The organism is Saccharothrix sabaoui (genome assembly GCF_051756985.1).
GTDB lineage: Bacteria > Actinomycetota > Actinomycetes > Mycobacteriales > Pseudonocardiaceae > Actinosynnema.
On sequence record NZ_JBPKJK010000009.1, the window covers coordinates 87,326 to 104,726 of the forward strand.

Below are 17,401 nucleotides of genomic sequence, written 5' to 3' on the forward strand. Positions count from 1 at the left end.
CCCGAACCGAAAGGACGGATTCAATGCGGTACCAGCCCGACCCGCACTTCATGCGGCTGTTCGAGATGTTCACCTCCGCCCCCGGCAGCATCGGCCAGAACCTGCAACGGCGACTGGGCGAGGCCCATTCCGACGCCCCGTTGCTGCTGGCGACGGGCACCGATCTGGTGCTGTTCCCGGGCGGCGGACGCCCGCCCACGTCGGTCGACTTCAGGAAGGGCACCAGGGGGTTCTTCGAGATCACCGCGGTCTCGCACCTCGGCCTCACGATTCCCTACCTGGCCCGGCTGCGCGAACTCGGCGACTCCAGCTGCAAGACCGCCGCCAGGGACCTCATCGAGCAGTGCCGCGTCGTCCGGGACTTCAACAGCGTCTCGCACTGGCGTGACGAGGTCGCGGTCACCGCGTGGCAGGGGCACGAGGAGAAGATCACCGACCTCGTCGACTACACCTGTGCGACCACCGCGGACTACCTGGAACGCGCGATCGGGAACCCGGAGCTCCTGGACTTCGAGCACCTGCGCGCGAACCTGCTCGAAGGCGACGGGCCGGACGCGGTACCCGTGCCGTTCAACGACGTGATGGCGGCGACCTTCGCCCTCTCGGCACTGGACTCGGTGCACCGGAGCCTGAAGTGGCTCCACGAGCAGTCCATCGACTGGGCCCGGCTGATGGTGATCGTCGCCGGTGGCGCCGGACGCCCGAGCGCCGGCCTGACCTGGCAGAGCAACAACGTGTGCCCGCTGCTCCACGAAGCGTCGGGCCACAGGCTCGACCCGGCCCGGCTGATCATCGCCCCGACCGCCCCCACCATCGAACCGGAGCAGTTCGCCGACAGCGAGTTCTGCGCTCGGGCCGAGTCGCAGTACCGCGAGTTCTGGTACGGCTGCCTGTCCTCGGTCGAGATGAGCCGTCTCATGTGGCCGGACTACCCGGCCTTCGAGAAGAGGATCGACCAGGCGCCCGTGGTCGACCCCGACACCGAGGTGGTCGACGCCATGCCGCGCGTCCGGTCGGTCCACGACAAGCGGGCCGTCGTGACCAGGCTTCGCTACGTCATGGAAGACCCCGGCGCACAGATCGCGACCGCCGGCATGCAGTTCGTGCTCGACCAGCTCAGCGCCAACGGGAACAGGCCCGAACTCGTCGAGCTGCCCGGCTTCACCGGCGTCACCTACCCGGCCGGCCCGCAGAGGTAGCGGGGGCGAGCTTCCGGAGGCGACGGAACAGCTGCCTGCCAGGCGTTGTGAGCGTCGCCTCCGTCATCGGGACAACCAGCTGGACCAGAAGGGGGAACACACCATGCAGAAGCGTGCGTTGGTCGTCGGGCTGGGGATCGCGGGCATGTCCGCGGCGATCGGGCTGCGCCGAGCGGGATGGACGCCGGTGATCATCGAGCGGGCTGCCGAGCGTCGGACCGGGGGCTACTTCATCTTCCTGTTCCCGGAGGGTCGCCAGGCAGCTGCCGACCTGGGCATCGCCGACCACCTGCACACCCGCAACCCGGCGTGGAAGGAGGGCGGGAACACCTGGGCGCTGGATCGTCGCGGCAACCCGAAGCCGGAACTGGGATTTCTGGACCAGCCCGGTCCGGCGGCGGTGTTGCGCGGCGACATCGAGGCCGCGCTGTGGCAGAGCATCACCGACGGTGGTGTCGAGGACCCGGTCGAGGTGCGGTTCGCCACCACCCCGGTCGAGATCACCCAGAGCGCCGACGGAGTGCAGGTCCTGCTCGAAAGCGCCGGTTCCGGCGCGCAGTACCGCGAGACGTTCGATCTCGTGGTCGGAGCGGACGGGCTCCGCTCGACCGTGCGCCGGACGGTGTTCGGCCCGGACGAGGACTACCTGACGGATTGGAACGCGATGGTGTGTGCCTTCCAGCTCAAGGAGCACGTGCCCTCGTTCGCTCCGACCGACACCGTCGTCGTCCCGCGCGCCAAGCGCGCGGCGTGGGTGTTCGGGTTCGCTGATCACGCGCCCACGACGCTGCTGACGTACCGGACCGATGACATCCAGAAGCAGTTCAGCGGATCGCGGATCGAGCAGCTGCGGTCGGTCTACTCGGGAATGGACGACCCGGTGGTGCGCCACGTCCTGGACTCCCTGGAGGATGCCCCCGACGTCCTGTTCGACTCGGTCCACCAGGTGCGGATGTCGCGGTGGAGCTCGGGCCGGGTGGTCCTGCTCGGTGATGCGGCGTGGTGCCTGACCACCTACTCGGGTATGGGCGCCTCGGCCTCGCTGTGCGGCGGCGCTGCTCTCGGCAAGGCCGTGCAGGAGCACCCCGACGATCTCGACGACGCCCTGAACGCGTGGGAGACCGGGCTTCGCCCGTTCATCACCGAGCAACAGCGCACCGCGAAGATCAAGCAGCAGAGGTTCGTCCCTTCGAGCAAGCCGGCAGCGGCGTTGCGCGCGTTCATCCTCGGTGTTGCCCGCAGGATCATCCACCGTCGGCTCGTCGCCGAGTCGTCCGGAAGTCCGGCTCCGGCCGTGTCCGGTACCGGTGACCACTTGCGCGCTGCGCATGGCGCTGATCGATGAGCGCAGTCGTGTCCAGCGCGGTGGAGAACGTCAGCCGGGAGCAGATCACGGAACTGCGGGAGCCGGCCTTGTCCGCCTACGAAGCGGAGTTCCTGCCGATCACCCGTGACTACCGGGCCGAGTCGAACTGAAGCCCACCGACGGTGGGACCCTCGTCCACTGGCAGCCGCGCGAGCGGTCACTCACGGCTCCCGGCAGGGGCGTCCGCTCGATCGCAACGGAATTGACCGAGCAGGACGAGCCGGGCGTCGACCCGAGCCCCGGTGCGGCTCTGGCCTCCTGTCTCGGCCTCCCACCCGTGCTCAGCGTGGGCCGAGTCGCCGGTCGAGTGCGCGGCCCACGTCGGGACACCGTTCCCGGACCGTGTCGAGGAAGGCGGCCAGTACGGGGGAGCGGTCCGCCGCGCGGAACGAGAGGGTCAGATCGGGAAGGGGCACGTGCGGGAGCACGTCGCAGAACCAGGTGCCGGGACGGGCGGCGATCCGCATGCGCGACGGCCCGAGACCTACGCCGACGCCACTGGCGGCCAACCCGATGATCGTGTGGACATCGCGCGCCTCGGTGGCGTCGGCGAGCGCGGTCGAGCCTTCCCCGAAGACGGTCCGCAGCACGCCGAGGGTGACCGGTTCGTCATCGACGGGCGCCACGACGAGGTGCTGGTGCCGCAGCTGCTCGACCCCGACGCTCGCCTGGCCCGCGTAGGGGTGGGCGCTGTCCACCACGGCGACCAGGTGGTCGCGTCCGATGATCACGGACACGAGCCCTTCGGTCCCGGGGCCTCGTGGCGCACCCAGCCCGATCGCCACGTCGAGCTCGCCGGCCACGAGCGCCGCGGTGCTCCGCGTCGTCGCCATCTCGTGCAGGCCCAGCCGCACGTCGGGACGGTCCCGGCCGAAACGGCCGAGCACCCCCGGCAGGGGGTCCAGCAACGCGGAGCCGATGAAGCCGAGCCGCAGGTGCCCGGTCTCGCCTCTCGCGGCGCGGCCCGCGTCGGTCGTGGCGGCCGCCATCTCGGCGAGGGCGAGGCGTGCCCTCACCAGGAACGCCTCTCCCGCGGCGGTGGGGAAGACCCCTCCTGGTGTGCGGTCGAACAGCTGCGTGCCCACTTCCCGTTCGAGCGCGGCGATCTGCTTGGACAGCGGCGGTTGGGCGATGCCCACTGCGGCCGCCGCCCGGCCGAAGTGCCGGTGCTCCGCGAGCGCCAGGGCGTAGCGCAGGTGACGTGCTTCCATCGGTCCTCCCCAGTGCCGGCCGCGATACCCAGAAGATATCGAAAGCCCATTCGTCAGATATGTGAGTCGATAGCGGCGGCGGGCGGACGTCAACTGGTTCCATGACCGTGAACTCCCTGACCGGCGGGCGTGGTGGGCCGGCCGGCACCGTGTTCGTGCTCGTCCACGGCGCCTGGCACGCCTCTTGGCAGTGGGCGGCGACCCAGCGGGCGATGGCCGGAGCGGGCGTCGCGAGCGTCGCCGTCGAGCTCCCCGGTCACGGCTTCGACGCGCCGTTGCCCTCGGGCTACCTGCGGCCGGGCCAACCCGGCCTGTCGACCGAGAAGTCGGCGCTGGCCGCGATGACCATGGACGACTTCGCCAACGCGATCATCGACACCCTGCGTCGCGTGCGGCACTACCGCACCGTCGTGCTCGTGTCGCACAGCGCGGGTGGTGGGCCCGCATCGCTGGCCGCCGAACGTGCCCCCGGACTCGTCGACCGGGTGGTGTACCTCTCGGCGTTCGTGCCGGCCGGTCGCCCGCGGTTCTTCGACTACCTCAGCGCAGAGCAGAACGCGGGCGCGCTCGGGCAGGGCTTGCCGCTGGGTGATCCGGCCGTGATCGGCGCGGTGCGCATCAACCCGCACTCGGACGACCCGGCGTACGTGGAGGAGCTGCGCCGCACCCACTACCACGACACCCCGCCCGAACGATTCGACCGCTGGCGCCTCGCGCTGAGCCCCGACCTGCCGCTCGCGATCCCCGGCAGCCCGGTCGAGGTGACCCGCGAGCGGTGGGGGCGGATCCCGCGCACCTACCTGCGCTGTGGCGAGGACCGGGCCGCGCCGCCGGCCCTGCAGGACCTGATGATCACCGAGGCGGACGAGGCGATGCCGGACAACCCGTTCGTCGTCGCGACGCTCGCGTCCAGCCACACGCCGTTCGCCGCTCACCCGGTCGAACTCGCGAACGAGCTGATCGCGGCTGCCGGTCTGCGCACGCACGCCTACTGAGATGACACCGTCCGAACCCGCCGCGCAACCTCGTGCGCTCGTTCTGCCCGTGGTGCTGAGCGCGACGTTCGTGCAGCTGCTCAACGTCACCATCGCGCAGGTGGCCGCGCCGGCGATGCAGCAGGACCTGGGGGCGAACTCCGGTGCGCTCCAGCTCGTCGTCGCCGGCTACACGCTCACCTACGCCTGCCTGCTCCTCGTCGCGGCGCGGCTCGGGGAGCGGTACGGCTACCGGCGGGTGTTCGTGGTGGGCATGGCCGTGTTCGCGCTCGGCTCCGCGGCGTGCGCCGTCGCCCCCTCCGCGGGTGCCCTGGTCGCGGCCCGGCTCGTCCAGGGAGCGGGCAGCGGCCTGGTGGCGCCCCAGGTGCTCTCGCTCATCCGGACCGCGCTGCCGTCGTCGCGGCAGGCGCGTGCACTGGGCGCGTTCGGGGCCACCATGGCGGTCGCGTCGCTGGCCGGACCGCTGCTCGGTGGTCTCGTCATCGGGGCGGACCTGATGGGGCTCGGCTGGCGGCCGATCTTCCTGGTGACCCTCGCGGTGTCGGTCGTGGCGCTCGCCGGGGCGGTGGTCCTGCCGCCGCAGCGCACGACTCACCCGTCACCGCTCGACGGGCTCGGCGCGGTGCTGGCGACGAGCGGGTTCGGGCTGTTCGTCCTCCCGCTCGCCCTCGGCCGCGAGGCGGGGTGGCCGGGATGGACCTGGGCGTGCCTCGCCGGGGCCGCGCTCGCCTTGGGAGCCTTCGCCGTGACCCAGCGCCGCAGGCCCGACCCGTTGGTGCACCCGGCCGTCTACCGCGACCGGACGACACGATCGGGCCTCGTCCTCGTCTTCGTGTTCAACGCGGGCGTGCCCTCGTTCACCTTCCTGCTGTTCCTCCACCTGCAGTCCGCGCTGGGCCACTCCGCGCTCACCGCCGCACTGTTCTCCGCGCCGTTCGCCGCAGCGGCCGTGATCGGGAGCCGGGCGGCCCCGCGCCTCTCCCGCCGTCACGGCACCCGGCTGCTCACGGCTGCGGCACTGGTGCTGGCTGCGGTGATGGCCGCGCTCGGTGCCGTCATCGGATCGGCGTCCCACGGGTGGGTGGCACCGGTGGCGCTGGCAGCAGGTGGTGCCGCGTTCGGCGCCTTCACCGCCTCGGCGTTCACCGTGGTGCTGGCCCAGGTCGACGCCGACGCCACGGCGTCGGCCGCGGGTCTGCTCCCGACCGCTCAGCAGCTCGGCGGCTCGATCGGGGTCACCCTGGCCGGGCTCGTGTACTTCGCCGTGCCCGCCGACCTGAGCACCGGGTTCCGGCTCGCACTGCTGTACGAGGGCGCGGTCTTCCTGCTGACCGCCGCGCTGACCCTGCTACCGGGCTCGGCCCCGGGCGCAGTGCGGAAGCGGACTGCACGTGCCTTGGCGTCGGCAGCGGACACATCGCCCGGCTCCGGGCCGCCGGGGCGGTGACCGGACGGTGGTCCCTGCGCACACCTCTGCCGGCGGCTGCCGCACGCCGACACTCGTCGGCTCCCGGTGGTCTCCGGATCGAGTGGCCCCAATCGACCGGCCGGACCCAGCCGCGGCTACCGTCCCGGGCAGACACCGGCCACGCAGACGCCTCTGAGGTGGCGGACTCCGGCACATCGACTTCCACCGTTCCCGCGTACCCGGGGTTGGGCGGGATCGTGTGCGAGAGCCCGCCCGCCTGGTCCATGCACGAGCCGGGCCGGGCGTCGTGAACGAACCCGTCCGCGCCAAGACCCTTGAGCGAGAACGGGTCGATGACGTCCTCGCACTCGTACCCGGCCAGTTCGCCGATCTTCTTCGACACGAACCCTGCGCCGCCAGGCTCTTCTTGGCCGATGTGGTGGCCGCGGCAGCTGCAGTGCTGCTCGGGGTCGGGCTGGGCGCCGGACCGGTGGTCTCAGCGGTCGGCCCCGTACACGCGGCGAGCAGCACGAGCGCAGGGAGGACGGCGGCACGGGCGACGATCAACAGCATGGCGGGCTCCTCGGCGGCGTGTGTCACCCGTCCGTCCACATCGGAGCTGGTTGCGGAGCGTCACGGGACTCGTCCACGTGCCGATCCACCACCGGCCGGACCGGTCAGCGCGACCCGTGCGGACGGCACGACCGAGGAACTGCCACCGGAGGAGGCAGTGAAGAGCCCGCCGCTGAAGCGCCGCCGAAGCGCCGCGGGACGCCCGCCAAGCCGGCGGCCGAGCCGGTGTCGGTCGAGCAGGTGCACCCCGAGCGAAATGCGTTCGTACCGGCGAACCAGCGCGGGCGTGCTCGGCGCGGTTGGGTTCGCAGCGGTCAGGGCTCGTTGCCACGCGGCGTCCGTGACGCTTGGCCAGTGGCTTGCCCATGCAGCCAGGCGCAGCGGAAGTGTCCGCGCTGCGTCGCCTTCGACCGCCACACCCCACAACTGGTCGCGGCCTTGCGTAGATCGTGACCTCAGCCGGTCGGTCGGGCGGTGGGCCACCGCACGGCTTCCTCGCCGTCGTGCACCACGCGGCTGATGCGCGGGACCCGGACTCCACTGAGAACGGCCTGGATGCCCGCGTCGGCTAGGGCGGCGTCGAACAGTGCCGGGAACTTGCCCAGGGTGCGGTGGGGTGTGCAGTGGCGCCGAGGACGCGGACCCGGCGACTGGAGTGTTCGATCACCGCGAGCACATACAGGCGGGCTCCGTTCAACATGCGTCGGCCTGCGAGCGGAGAGAGGCCGACCAGGTCGTCGGGGTGCGCTCGGGAGCCGGATCGACCCTGGTGTCCTGGAGCACCTGCCAGATGGTGGAGGCTGCGACCTTGATGCCGAGGACGAGGAGTTCGCCGTGGATGCGGCGGTAGCCCCAGGTGGGATTCTTGCGCGCCAGACGCAGCACCAGGAGCGGACGGTTCGTGGTCGGCCGGGACGCTTGGGTCGTGACCTGGCCGCGTGGGGGCGGGCGAGTAGGTCGCGGTGCCACCGAGTCGGCGTTGCAGAACAGTGGCCTGGTGCCGCAGCGCCAGAACCTCCAGGTCCTTGTCCCGGTCGCTCATGGGCGCAGGCGCAGCAGCGCGAACGTGTTGGTCACGCTCAGGTAGGCCAGTCGGAGCAGCACAGCCGGTCATCATGCCGCGTCGGCCGACGGCACTGCGGATGGCAGTTGTGCCCGTGAGCGCTTGACGCCTCTTGAGGACATGTACGTCCTCTGCCTGCGCGGATGAGTTTTCGGCAGGCGCAGCGTGCCCGCGGACGGGAGGGCCGTGTCGACAACGCCGCGTGCAAGATCTCGGCTAACGCGCGCCGCGTCGTTCGGCCCAGGACCGTTCGAGGTATCGCATGAGCGCCGGATAGACGATCGCGTGGCGGAACGGCTTGATGAACGCCATGTACGCCTTGCCAACGGCGCCGCGCGGCTTGACGTAGACGGTCATCTGCCCCTGATACCGGCCACCGCCCTGGTCCACCCAGGCGAGGTGCATCACGCCGTACGTCGTCCGGTTCGACATCTCGTCGGCCAACTCGGTGTCGGTGAGGTACAGCGGACGGAATGGCTTGTCCGTGAGGTGGGAATCCGTCACCGTGTCGCGGAGTTCCGCCGGCACTCGGCCGATCAGCGACGGCTCGTCGGTTCCGGGGATGGGCGGCCAGGCGCCGGCGTCGTCCGCCGACGTCGAGATGCGCCCAAGTCCGAACACGCGGCCGAGCAGGTCGCGAATTCCCCACAGCAGGCGCACCGGCAGCGGCGCCGAGCCGGGAAAGTCCATGGCTTTCATGAGGTCGATGACGGCCCCGAAGTCGTCGGGCCCGCCAGTGACGGGGAGGGCCCAGACGTCCTCGACGTCGAAGTCGTGGACGATGTCGTCGATGATCCATCGCTGGGTCTTCGACATGTCATCGGGTGCTTTCACTTTCCCTGCGCTCCTTTCGCGCAGAGATAGCGGATCGGGCGGATGAGGGCGCGGAAGAACGGCCGGACCAGCCGTCCGGCGATGCGGCTGTGGCGTTCCTCGTGCCAGACGCGTGCCCGCGGGTGCGCCTCGACCACCCGGTCGAGGATGCCGGCACCGAGACGGTGTGTCGGCAGCGCCGAACACACTTCAACGATGCGGAGGTGCTTGATGCTCATGTGGCCGTACTGCGCCGGGCTTACCAGCCGTATCGGAGCGCCGTGGTCACCGTCGAGAGGGCGTCCGTTCAGCCGGTCGGCCAGCAGTACGTCGTCGGCGAGCGCGTCCCGCCACTCGACCACGGACGCGACGCCGTCCATGCCCTCGAACGCCAGGTGGGTGACGGTGATCCCGGGCTCCAGTTCGGGTTCGACGAACCGGCGACAGAAGTCGGCGAACCGCACGCCTTCCCAACGCAGGTCGGTCGCGGTCCAGCCGGCAACGCAGTGGAAGTCGGCCACGATCTCGTTCCGGGGCAGCTGGGACAGGTCCGCCAGCCGCACCTCGGCGGAGGTTCGCACCGCGCCGCTGATGGTGATCACCGGGTCCTCGGGTACGGGAGGCGGCGGCCGGTGCAGGTGTGTTCCAAAACGCGGAAGTCCCTCCACGCGGCGTTGCCCTGGCGGAAGTGTCTTCATCATCGCGGCCCCCTCGCCGACCGACGGTCGTTCACCGACCGACGGTCAGTCTTTATGCTTGCCGGATGAGTGTCAAGCGGCTTCGGGACCGGCAAGCAGAGGCGACGCGTGAGCTGCTGATCGCGATCGCACGGGAGCGGTTCGTAGAGCAGGGCTTCGCGGCGACCGCGATCGACGACATCGTGCAGCGGGCCGGCATCGCGAAGGGTGCGCTCTACCACCACTTCAAAGGCAAGGACGCGCTGTTCAAGGCGGTCTACGACGTCGTGCTGGACGAGACCGCCGAGACCGTGTTGGCCGCGGCGATGGCCGAACACGATCCGTGGGCCGCGGTGCGAGCGGGTTTGTCCGCGTTCCTCGATGCCTGCTTGCAGCCGGCGTTCCGGCGGGTCGTGATCATCGACAGCGTGGCAGTGCTGGCCGCCAACTCGTGGGAAGGCGGCATGGAGGGCGTCGAGCTTCCGATGTTGCGTACCGTGCTGAGCGCGCTGGTGGACACCGGCACCCTGCCAGACGTCGCGCTCGACCCGTTGGCGCACGTCGCGCTGGGCGGCCTCTACGGCTCAGCGCTGTACATCGCCCGAGCCGCCGATCCGCAGGCCGCTCGCGCCGAGGCGGACACGGTCCTCGACGTCGTCCTGCGCGGTGTGCGAGCCGTCGCCACCTGACCGTGTACCTGCCGAAAACGTCATCCGTGCGGTTCAGGCGGCGTGGTGGTACTCGTTGAGGATGCCGCTCGGTCGCGGATCAGGAAGCGCACGTGTCGGCTCTCGTCTTCGAGGTCCACGACGAGGTTCCCGGTGGCTTGGGTGACCCGGGAGGCGGTCGGGTGTGCGGTGGCGCCGAGGATTGTGATCCGGTGGCTGGTGTGCTCGATCACCGCGAGCACGTACAGGCGGACACCGTTCGACGTGCGGGTTTCGAGGAATTCGCAGGCCGGTAGCGCGTCGGCTCGCGAGCGGAGGAAGGTCGACCAGGTCGTCGAGGTGCGCTCGGGAGAGGGGTCGATCCCGGCGTTCTGGAGGATCTGCCAGACGGTGGAGGCGGCGACCTTGATGCCGAGGCGGTGCCGGCGCAGGATCGTCTCCGGACGGACCAGCAGTCGGAGTCGATGAAGCGTGGCGGCCGGGAGTCGGTGCAGCGGTGCCGCTGGGAATGCGCGGTCGCCGGGGAGAACCGCGGGCGGGCGTCTCCGAGTTGCCGTTCCAGGATGGTGACCTGGTGCCGTAGCGCCAGGATTTCCACGTCCTCGTCCCGGTCGCTCATGGGGAGCAGCATGCCCGCGGGCCATTCCGGGGCCGTGTCCTGACCGCGCTTCCCACCTGCCTGGGCGGAGTTGTCGGCAGGCGCACCGTTCGGACCTCCGCGTCAGGAACCCGCCGCTTGGTCGGTGTTCGACGAGAACCTCGACCGCGTCGTCCGCGAGTTCCTCCCCCAGGGCGTCACCATCCCCGGCGGGGTGTTCGCCGAGCTCTTCGAAGTGAATGCTTCGACCGCCTGGGCTCGCCGGGGTGGCGGGGGCTTTCGGGGCACCGGACCAGGCCGGCGCGAAGAGGTCCTTGGCGGGCGGGGTGTCGGATAGTCTGCGAAGACGCTCACGGAGTCGTTGACGCGGATGGTGTACAGGATCGTTCGAACGGACGTGCGTTGACGGACAACGAAGCTGCTGCGTTAGTCAGGGCCCTCGACCGGCACCAGGTCGACGCGACTGCCATGGCCAACGCGCTCGTCGAACTCGACGGGCACCCGGGGCACCGGCTCTTCACCTCCACCTTGTCCTCGGGGATCACCGCCGAGAGGTGGACCGCGGCTGAGGTCGTCTTCGCGGGCTTGTGGCGGGACTTCGACACTTACCGCGCGGTGCTCGACGCCGCCGAACGGGTTCGGGGACGGCGCTCCAAACTCGGGCCGGCGGAGGTCGCCGAACTGCGACAGCTGCTGGTCGAACCGTCCGTCGAGGTGTCCCGGCGGGCCGTGCCGCTGCCTGAGCGCGGGTTGACCGGGGCCGCCGAGCAGATCGAGTCGATCACCCTCGCGGCGCTGGCAGCCCGGATGAACGATGGGTACCGGCAGGTCAGCGAGCTGGCCGTGCGGTGCGACGAGCTCAATACCGCCACCCTCAAGGCTCTCGCGCCGCTGCTGGAGCAGGCGCGACGACTCGCCGAAGACGACGCCGCGCTGGAACAAGAGCCGGCCCCGGTGGTGCTGCGAGTCCACGAGATCGAACAGCTCGCGGGCAACGACCCACTTGCGTTGGCCGACCGATCGCTCCACGACACCCTGGCCCGGCTCGGTGCCGAACTCGCCGAGGAACGCGCGCGGGTCGACCGGGTGCTCGTGCTGCGGGAACGCTGGGAGCAGGCGCGGACCGACCTCGTCGATGCCGCGCGAGCGCTCGCCGACCTGCGGGTGGCCACCGCCGACGACTACGCGGCCGCCGCCGAGCGGGTCGTCGGCGAATTGCCCGCCCTGCCGGTCGACAGAGCACCGCGACTCCAGGCCGCGGTAGCGCGGCTGGACGACCTGAGCTGGGTCAAGCGCGATGCCGAGGTGATCGAGGTGCGGCGTGATCTCGCGGCCGCCGCCGCGGAACTGCGCGCGGCCCGTCAGCTGGCCACGGGGTTGTTGGAGCGGCGCGAGGAACTGCGCGGACGATTCGGCGCCTACCAGGCCCGGGCTGTTCGGCTGGGGTTGGCCGAAGAAGACGCGGTGATGGTCGTCGCCGAGCGCATCAAGGCGGCGTTGTGGCGGCGGCCGTCCGATCTGGCCGCTGCCACCAGGGACTTGGCGGACTTTCGCCGGCTGCTCGTGGAGCCCGGCACGGACACCGGAGGCAGGTCGGCATGAGCCAGGGGGATCGTTGCGCGCAGCCGGGTTGTGGCGGTGCGATCGACGGCGGTTACTGCGACACGTGCGGGATGGCCGGTGCGGTGCCGGTGAGCGCGCCCGTGCCCGTACCGGTGTCGCAGCCGGTGTCGAGTGCGTGTTCGCAGCCGGCTTGTGGCGGTGCGATCGACGGCGGCTACTGCGACACGTGCGGGATGGCCGGTGCGGCCTCCGCTAGGTCGGAGACCGCCGCCTCGTCCTCGACCAGCAGGCTCAGCGGCCGGGCGTCGCGGCGGACCGGCGCCACCTCCACCGCTCATGCCTCGTCCCGGCGCGGTGGCGGTCTCGGCGCCGGGCTCGTCGACGTCCCCCCGGTGCCCGTGGTCGACCCCGTCGCGGCCATCCTCGAAGACCCGCAGGTCGCCGAGAGCAAGCGGTACTGCGGCAAGTGCGACCAGCCCGTCGGCCGCGGCAAGGACGGCAAACCCGGTCGGCTGCGCGGTTTCTGCCCCACGGACGGCACCCCGTTCAACTTCGTGCCGTCGCTCGCCCGGGGAACGCTCGTCGGCGGTCAGTACCTCGTCCAGGGCTGCCTCGCGCACGGCGGGCTCGGCTGGATCTACCTCGCCACCGACCGCAACGTCAACGACCGGTGGGTCGTGCTCAAGGGACTGCTCGACATCGACGACCCGGCCGCGCGCGCCGCCGCCGAGGCCGAGCGGCGGTTCCTCGCCGAGGTGAACCACCCGAACATCGTCATGATCCACAACTTCGTGGAGCACCCCGACGACGACGGCAAGCCCGTCGGCTACATCGTGATGGAGTACGTCGGCGGCTCGTCGCTGCGCAAGCTCGTGGAGGACCGGGGCAAGGCAGTCGGTCAGCGCCTCGCGCCGCTGCCGCTGCCCCAGGTCATCTCCTACGGTTTGGAGATCCTGCCCGCGCTCGGCTACCTGCACGGCCAGGGCCTGGCCTACTGCGACCTCAAACCGGACAACGTGATCCAGTACGAACGCCGGCTCAAGCTGATCGACATGGGCGCGGTCGTGCCGTTCGGGAACGCCGACGGCTTCGACTGGTACGGCACGCCCGGCTACCAGGCGCCGGACTTCGAGTCCGGGGGACCGTCGCCGGCCGCCGACATCCACACCGTCGGGCGCACGCTCATGGTGATGGCGCTGGGCACGTCGCCGTTGCGCGGCGGCAAGCCGGTGCCGTTGCCCGACCCGGCGACCGAGCGGCTGCTCGCCCAGCACGAGTCGTTCCACCGGGTGTTGCTGCGCGCCACCGACCCCGATCCGAAGCGGCGCTTCGCCTCCGCCGAGGAGATGGCCGACCAGCTGACCGGCGTGCTGCGCGAGGTGCTCGCCGCCGAGGACGGCAAAGCGCGCCCCGGTGTGTCCACGGTGTTCGGTCCGTCGCCATCGGTGTTCGGCATCGGCCTGCTGGGCGACGTGGGCAGCCCTGGCCGCCCCGACCCGGTGGCGGTCGCCCCGGCGCTGCCGGTTCCGCTCGTGGACACCACCGACCCGGCGGCCGGGCTGCTCGCCACGGCGTCGTCGGCGGCGCCGGAGGAGATCCTGCGCCTCGCGGCCGTCACCCCGACGCCCAGCGTCGAACTGCGGCTGCGGGTGATTCGCGCGCACCTGGAAGTCGGCGACGTCGGTTCGGCCCGTGAAGCGTTGCGGCGGCTGCGAACCGACTTACCCGGCGACTGGCGCTGTGATTGGTTCACGGGGGTGGCGGCCTTGACCGCCGGTGACGCGCGGGCCGCCACTGCCGCGTTCGACACCGTGCTCGCGACGCTGCCCGGCGAGTCCGCGCCGAAGCTGGCGCTGGCCGCGGCGGCCGAGTGCGCCGGCGACGACGCCGTGGCCGGCCGCTACTACCTCCAGGTCAACCGGCCGAATCCGGACGTCGCCGACGCGGCGTTCGGCCAGGCGCGGGTGGCGTTGCGCGCCGGTCGGCCCGAGGTGGCGCTGGCCGCACTGGACACGATCGCGCCGACCTCGAGCCAGTACGTGACCGCGCAGACCGTCGCGGTGCGGGTGGTGATCGGCGGTCCGGTCGACGAGGGCGTGCTGCGCGCGGCCGCCGACCGGGTCGGCAGGCTCACCCTGGACCGGGCCACGGGGCACGAGGTGCGCGCGTCGGTGTTCAGGGCCGCGTTACCGCTGGTCACGGCGACCAACGGGACTCGCCCGCCGCTGCTCGGCAGTTCCTGGACCGAGCACGGCGTACGGGCCGCCTTGGAGACCGAGCTGCGGGCGGGCGCCCGGCTGGCCGCCGACGAGGACACCAGGGTCGACCTGGTCGACCTGGCCAACGCCATCCGGCCGGTGTCATGGGTGTGAACGCGCGGGCCGGCGGTTGCCCGGCGTGCGCCGAACCGGTCGGGCGAGGGGATCGGTTCTGCGAGGCGTGCGGTAATTCGTTGCTGCGCAGGGGCAGCACCTCCGCCGAGGCCGCCACGAAGGACGTCGTGCGGAAGTGCCCGGCGTGCGGCACGGTGAGCGGGACCACGACCGGGTACTGCGACGAGTGCGGGTTGCGCCTGCCGGACCCGGCCGATCGGACGACCATCGACCTCGGCGCCTTGGCCGGTGTCAGCGACCGGGGCTTGGTGCACCACCGCAACGAGGACGCGATCGCGCTCGGCCGCCTGCTCGACGGCACCACCGCCGCTGTGGTGTGTGACGGTGTGTCCACCACGAGGCAACCCGAACGCGCCGCCCGCGCGGCGTCCGAGGCGGCGCTGGCGGTGCTGCTCGGCGTGGACGCGCCGGTGGAACCGGTCTCCCGCGTCCGCGCGGCGGTGGAGGCCGCGGGTACCGCTGTGGCCACGTTGGACGGTTCGAACCCCTCGCCGGACGGACCGTCCTGCACGCTCGTGGCCGCCTACGTCGCCGACGGCGAGGTGACCGTCGGCTGGGTCGGTGACAGCCGGGCGTACTGGCTCGCCGGCCCGGCCGGCCGCTTGCTCACCCGCGACCACTCGTGGGCCGCCGAGGTCGTCGCGGAAGGGCTCATGGACGAGGCGACCGCGTTCGCCGACCGCCGCGCGCACACGATCACCCGCTGGCTGGGCCCGGACGCGCGGCCCGATCCCGACGTCGTCTCCGTGCCCCACGACGGCGTGGGAACCCTGCTCGTCTGCTCGGACGGTCTGTGGAACGAGGTGCCGGAGGCCGAACGGATCGGCGGGTTCGCGGCGGGTGCGGGGGATGGGGCGACACCACTGGCCGTCGCCAACCGGCTCACCGAGGTCGCACTGGCCGCCGGCGGCCGGGACAACATCAGCGTCGTCGTCATCCCGTTGGAAGGAGTGCAGGTATGAGTGCAGGAGCAGAGTTCGTCGTCACCGTCGACCAGAACGCCTACCTCTCGCTGGGGGCGACCAGGGTGGACGCGGTCGTGGCGGTGACCGCCACCGGGGACGCGACCCCCGCGGTGGCCACCGCGGCGCTGGAGCTGCTGATCATCGACACCTCCGGGTCGATGCAGGGCGACCGGATCGCCTCGGCGCGCGCGGCCACCGCGGTCGCGGTCGAGCAGTTGCGCGACGGTGTGCTGTTCGCCGTGATCTCCGGCGCGACCGGCGCACGGCAGGTCTACCCGAAGCGGGGCGCGGCGCGGGCCGACCCCCGGACCAGGGCCGAGGCCGTCGCGGCGGTGCGCAAGCTCTCCGCGAGCGGGGGCACCGCGTTCTCCAACTGGCTGAACCTCGCGCGGCAGATCGCCGAGCAGCACCCGCGGGCGATCCGGCACGCGCTGCTGCTCACCGACGGCCAGAACGGCGACGGTCCCGGTGTGCTGGAGCAGACCGTCGAAGAGTGCGTCGGCGTGTTCAGCTGTGACTGCCGCGGCGTCGGCACCGACTGGAACGTCGCGGAGGTGCGCAAGATCGCGTCCGCCCTGCTGGGCACGGTGGACATCGTGGCGAAGCCGGAGGACCTGGCCGCAGACTTCCACGCGATCATGAACTCCGCGATGGGCAAACGGGTCGCGGACGTGTCGTTGCGGCTGTGGACGCCGAAGGGCGCGCAGGTGAAGTTCATCAAGCAGGTCGCGCCGGAGGTCGAGGACCTGACCGCGAAGCGGGTGCAGACCGGGCCGATGCACGGCGACTACCCACTCGGTGCGTGGGGCGCGGAGAGCCGCGAGTACCACGTGTGCGTCGAGGTGCCCACGCAGGCGGTCGGCGCGGAGATGCTCGCCTGCCGGGCGATGGTGGTCCGCGGCGGCTCCGCGGAAACCCTCGCGCAGGGCCTGGTCCGGGCTCTGTGGACCGACGACGACGCGTTGTCGGCCAAGGTCAGCAGGAAGGTCGCGCACTACACCGGGCAGTCGGAGTACGCGGACGCGGTCGAGCACGGGCTCGCCGCCCGTCGCGACGGCGACGAGCACACGGCCACGCTGCGCCTCGGTCGCGCGGTCGCGCTGGCCACCGCGGCGGGCGACCGGGAGAAGCTGGAGATGTTGGCGAAGGTGGTCGACGTGGACGACGCCGCGACCGGCACCGTGCGGTTGAAGAGCAAGGTCTCCGACGAGGCCGAGATGGAGTTGGACATCCGATCGCGGCGGACCAGCCGGGTCCGCGGCGAGGGCTGAGCCGTGCCGGTATGCGCGGCCGGGCACGATTCGACGGCCACCGACTACTGCGACGTCTGCGGCCTCGTGCTCGGGGCCGCCTCGCCACCGGTACCGCTCCCGGAGAGGTCGGGACCTGCGGCGTCGGTGGCTCCGGCGCCGGAGGCCGGGATGACCTGTGCCGGCTGCGGGGTGGCGAGGGAGGGCAGGTTCTGCGAGGAGTGCGGGCTCGACAACGACCTGCCCGCGCCTCCGCCACCTTCCGTCGCGGCCGAGCTGGCGCGGTCGCGCTGGACGGCCGTGGTGCGGGCGGACCGCGCGTGGTTCGACGAGGTCCGCCGCCGTGAGGGTTCGGAGGCGGCGGGGATGGACTTTCCGCTCTACCACCCGGAACGCCGGTTCGAGCTGGACCGCGAGCAGGTCACGATCGGCAGGCGGAGCCGCTCGCGCGGTACCAACCCGGAGATCGACCTCGGCAGCCCCCCGCTGGATCCGGGGGTGTCCTCGCAGCACGCGGTGCTGGTGGCCCGGTCCGACGGAGGCTGGGACGTCGTCGACCTCGGTTCGACCAACGGCACCTCGGTCGGTGGCACGACCGAGGTGATCGAGCCCAACACCCCGGTCGAGGTGCCGGCCGGGGTGCCGATCCGGCTCGGTGC

The 17,401-nt window shown here is 71.6% G+C and carries 16 protein-coding genes; 11 read left to right on the forward strand and 5 right to left on the reverse strand.

Translation table 11 applies throughout. The features are described from left to right. The first annotated feature begins 23 nt into the window (after window positions 1-23). The 3 genes from ACR807_RS04840 (at window position 24) to ACR807_RS04850 (ending at window position 2,675) form a co-directional block, all read left to right on the forward strand. The gene (locus ACR807_RS04840) at window positions 24-1,199 is read left to right on the forward strand and encodes a DUF5624 domain-containing protein (RefSeq protein WP_438919973.1); all 1,176 of its coding nucleotides are present in this window, start codon (window positions 24-26) and stop codon (window positions 1,197-1,199) included. Window positions 1,200-1,302: 103 nt separating this feature from the next. Continuing rightward, window positions 1,303-2,544, forward strand: coding sequence for an FAD-dependent monooxygenase (locus ACR807_RS04845; protein ID WP_438919974.1), 1,242 nt, complete (start codon window positions 1,303-1,305; stop codon window positions 2,542-2,544). Beyond that, a complete protein-coding gene (locus ACR807_RS04850; protein ID WP_438919975.1) occupies window positions 2,541-2,675 on the forward strand; it encodes a hypothetical protein in 135 nt (44 codons plus the stop codon). Before ACR807_RS04845 ends, ACR807_RS04850 begins: the two co-directional genes overlap by 4 nt. A gap of 171 nt (window positions 2,676-2,846) precedes the next feature. Here ACR807_RS04850 and ACR807_RS04855 read toward each other — a convergent pair whose 3' ends face one another. After that, window positions 2,847-3,776, reverse strand: a complete 930-nt coding sequence (locus tag ACR807_RS04855) for a LysR family transcriptional regulator (protein ID WP_438919976.1) — start codon at window positions 3,774-3,776, stop codon at window positions 2,847-2,849. Window positions 3,777-3,877: 101 nt separating this feature from the next. On the opposite strand from ACR807_RS04855, the gene ACR807_RS04860 reads away from it, so the two are divergent. Together ACR807_RS04860 and ACR807_RS04865 are read left to right on the forward strand one after the other, a co-directional pair. Next, complete coding sequence (locus tag ACR807_RS04860) at window positions 3,878-4,771, forward strand: alpha/beta fold hydrolase (protein ID WP_438919977.1); 894 nt, start codon at window positions 3,878-3,880, stop codon at window positions 4,769-4,771. Window position 4,772: 1 nt separating this feature from the next. After that, window positions 4,773-6,218: an MFS transporter gene (locus tag ACR807_RS04865; RefSeq protein ID WP_438919978.1), complete on the forward strand. Its 1,446-nt coding sequence runs from the start codon at window positions 4,773-4,775 to the stop codon at window positions 6,216-6,218. 1,227 nt (window positions 6,219-7,445) lie between these two features. On the opposite strand, the gene ACR807_RS04870 is transcribed toward ACR807_RS04865, so the two are convergent. The 3 genes from ACR807_RS04870 to ACR807_RS04880 form a co-directional block, all read right to left on the reverse strand. Continuing rightward, window positions 7,446-7,637 (reverse strand): hypothetical protein, encoded by a 192-nt coding sequence (locus tag ACR807_RS04870; protein WP_438919979.1) that lies wholly within the window; start codon window positions 7,635-7,637, stop codon window positions 7,446-7,448. 394 nt (window positions 7,638-8,031) lie between these two features. After that, window positions 8,032-8,631, reverse strand: a complete 600-nt coding sequence (locus ACR807_RS04875; protein WP_438919980.1) for a DUF2867 domain-containing protein — start codon at window positions 8,629-8,631, stop codon at window positions 8,032-8,034. Window positions 8,632-8,645: 14 nt separating this feature from the next. After that, complete coding sequence (locus ACR807_RS04880) at window positions 8,646-9,230, reverse strand: molybdopterin-dependent oxidoreductase (protein ID WP_438919981.1); 585 nt, start codon at window positions 9,228-9,230, stop codon at window positions 8,646-8,648. 161 nt (window positions 9,231-9,391) lie between these two features. On the opposite strand from ACR807_RS04880, the gene ACR807_RS04885 reads away from it, so the two are divergent. After that, complete coding sequence (locus tag ACR807_RS04885; protein ID WP_438919982.1) at window positions 9,392-9,994, forward strand: TetR/AcrR family transcriptional regulator; 603 nt, start codon at window positions 9,392-9,394, stop codon at window positions 9,992-9,994. 20 nt (window positions 9,995-10,014) lie between these two features. Here the strand turns inward: ACR807_RS04885 and ACR807_RS04890 are convergent, their stop codons facing one another. After that, window positions 10,015-10,215 (reverse strand): hypothetical protein, encoded by a 201-nt coding sequence (locus ACR807_RS04890; protein WP_438919983.1) that lies wholly within the window; start codon window positions 10,213-10,215, stop codon window positions 10,015-10,017. A gap of 758 nt (window positions 10,216-10,973) precedes the next feature. On the opposite strand from ACR807_RS04890, the gene ACR807_RS04895 reads away from it, so the two are divergent. From ACR807_RS04895 to ACR807_RS04915, 5 genes are all read left to right on the forward strand, one after another. After that, entirely contained in the window at window positions 10,974-12,173 is a 1,200-nt protein-coding gene (locus ACR807_RS04895; RefSeq protein WP_438919984.1) for a hypothetical protein, read from the forward strand. Between the two features lie 125 nt (window positions 12,174-12,298). Further along, on the forward strand, window positions 12,299-14,506 hold the full coding sequence (locus tag ACR807_RS04900) for a serine/threonine-protein kinase (protein ID WP_438919989.1): 2,208 nt from the start codon (window positions 12,299-12,301) through the stop codon (window positions 14,504-14,506). After that, window positions 14,497-15,489 (forward strand): PP2C family protein-serine/threonine phosphatase, encoded by a 993-nt coding sequence (locus tag ACR807_RS04905; RefSeq protein ID WP_438919985.1) that lies wholly within the window; start codon window positions 14,497-14,499, stop codon window positions 15,487-15,489. The genes ACR807_RS04900 and ACR807_RS04905 overlap by 10 nt, the downstream gene beginning before the upstream one ends. Further along, a complete protein-coding gene (locus ACR807_RS04910; RefSeq protein ID WP_438919986.1) occupies window positions 15,486-16,763 on the forward strand; it encodes a vWA domain-containing protein in 1,278 nt (425 codons plus the stop codon). The genes ACR807_RS04905 and ACR807_RS04910 overlap by 4 nt, the downstream gene beginning before the upstream one ends. Before the next feature lie 150 nt (window positions 16,764-16,913). Then, window positions 16,914-17,401, forward strand: a 488-nt coding sequence (locus tag ACR807_RS04915) for an FHA domain-containing protein (protein ID WP_438919987.1), incomplete at its 3' end; no start/stop codon positions are given.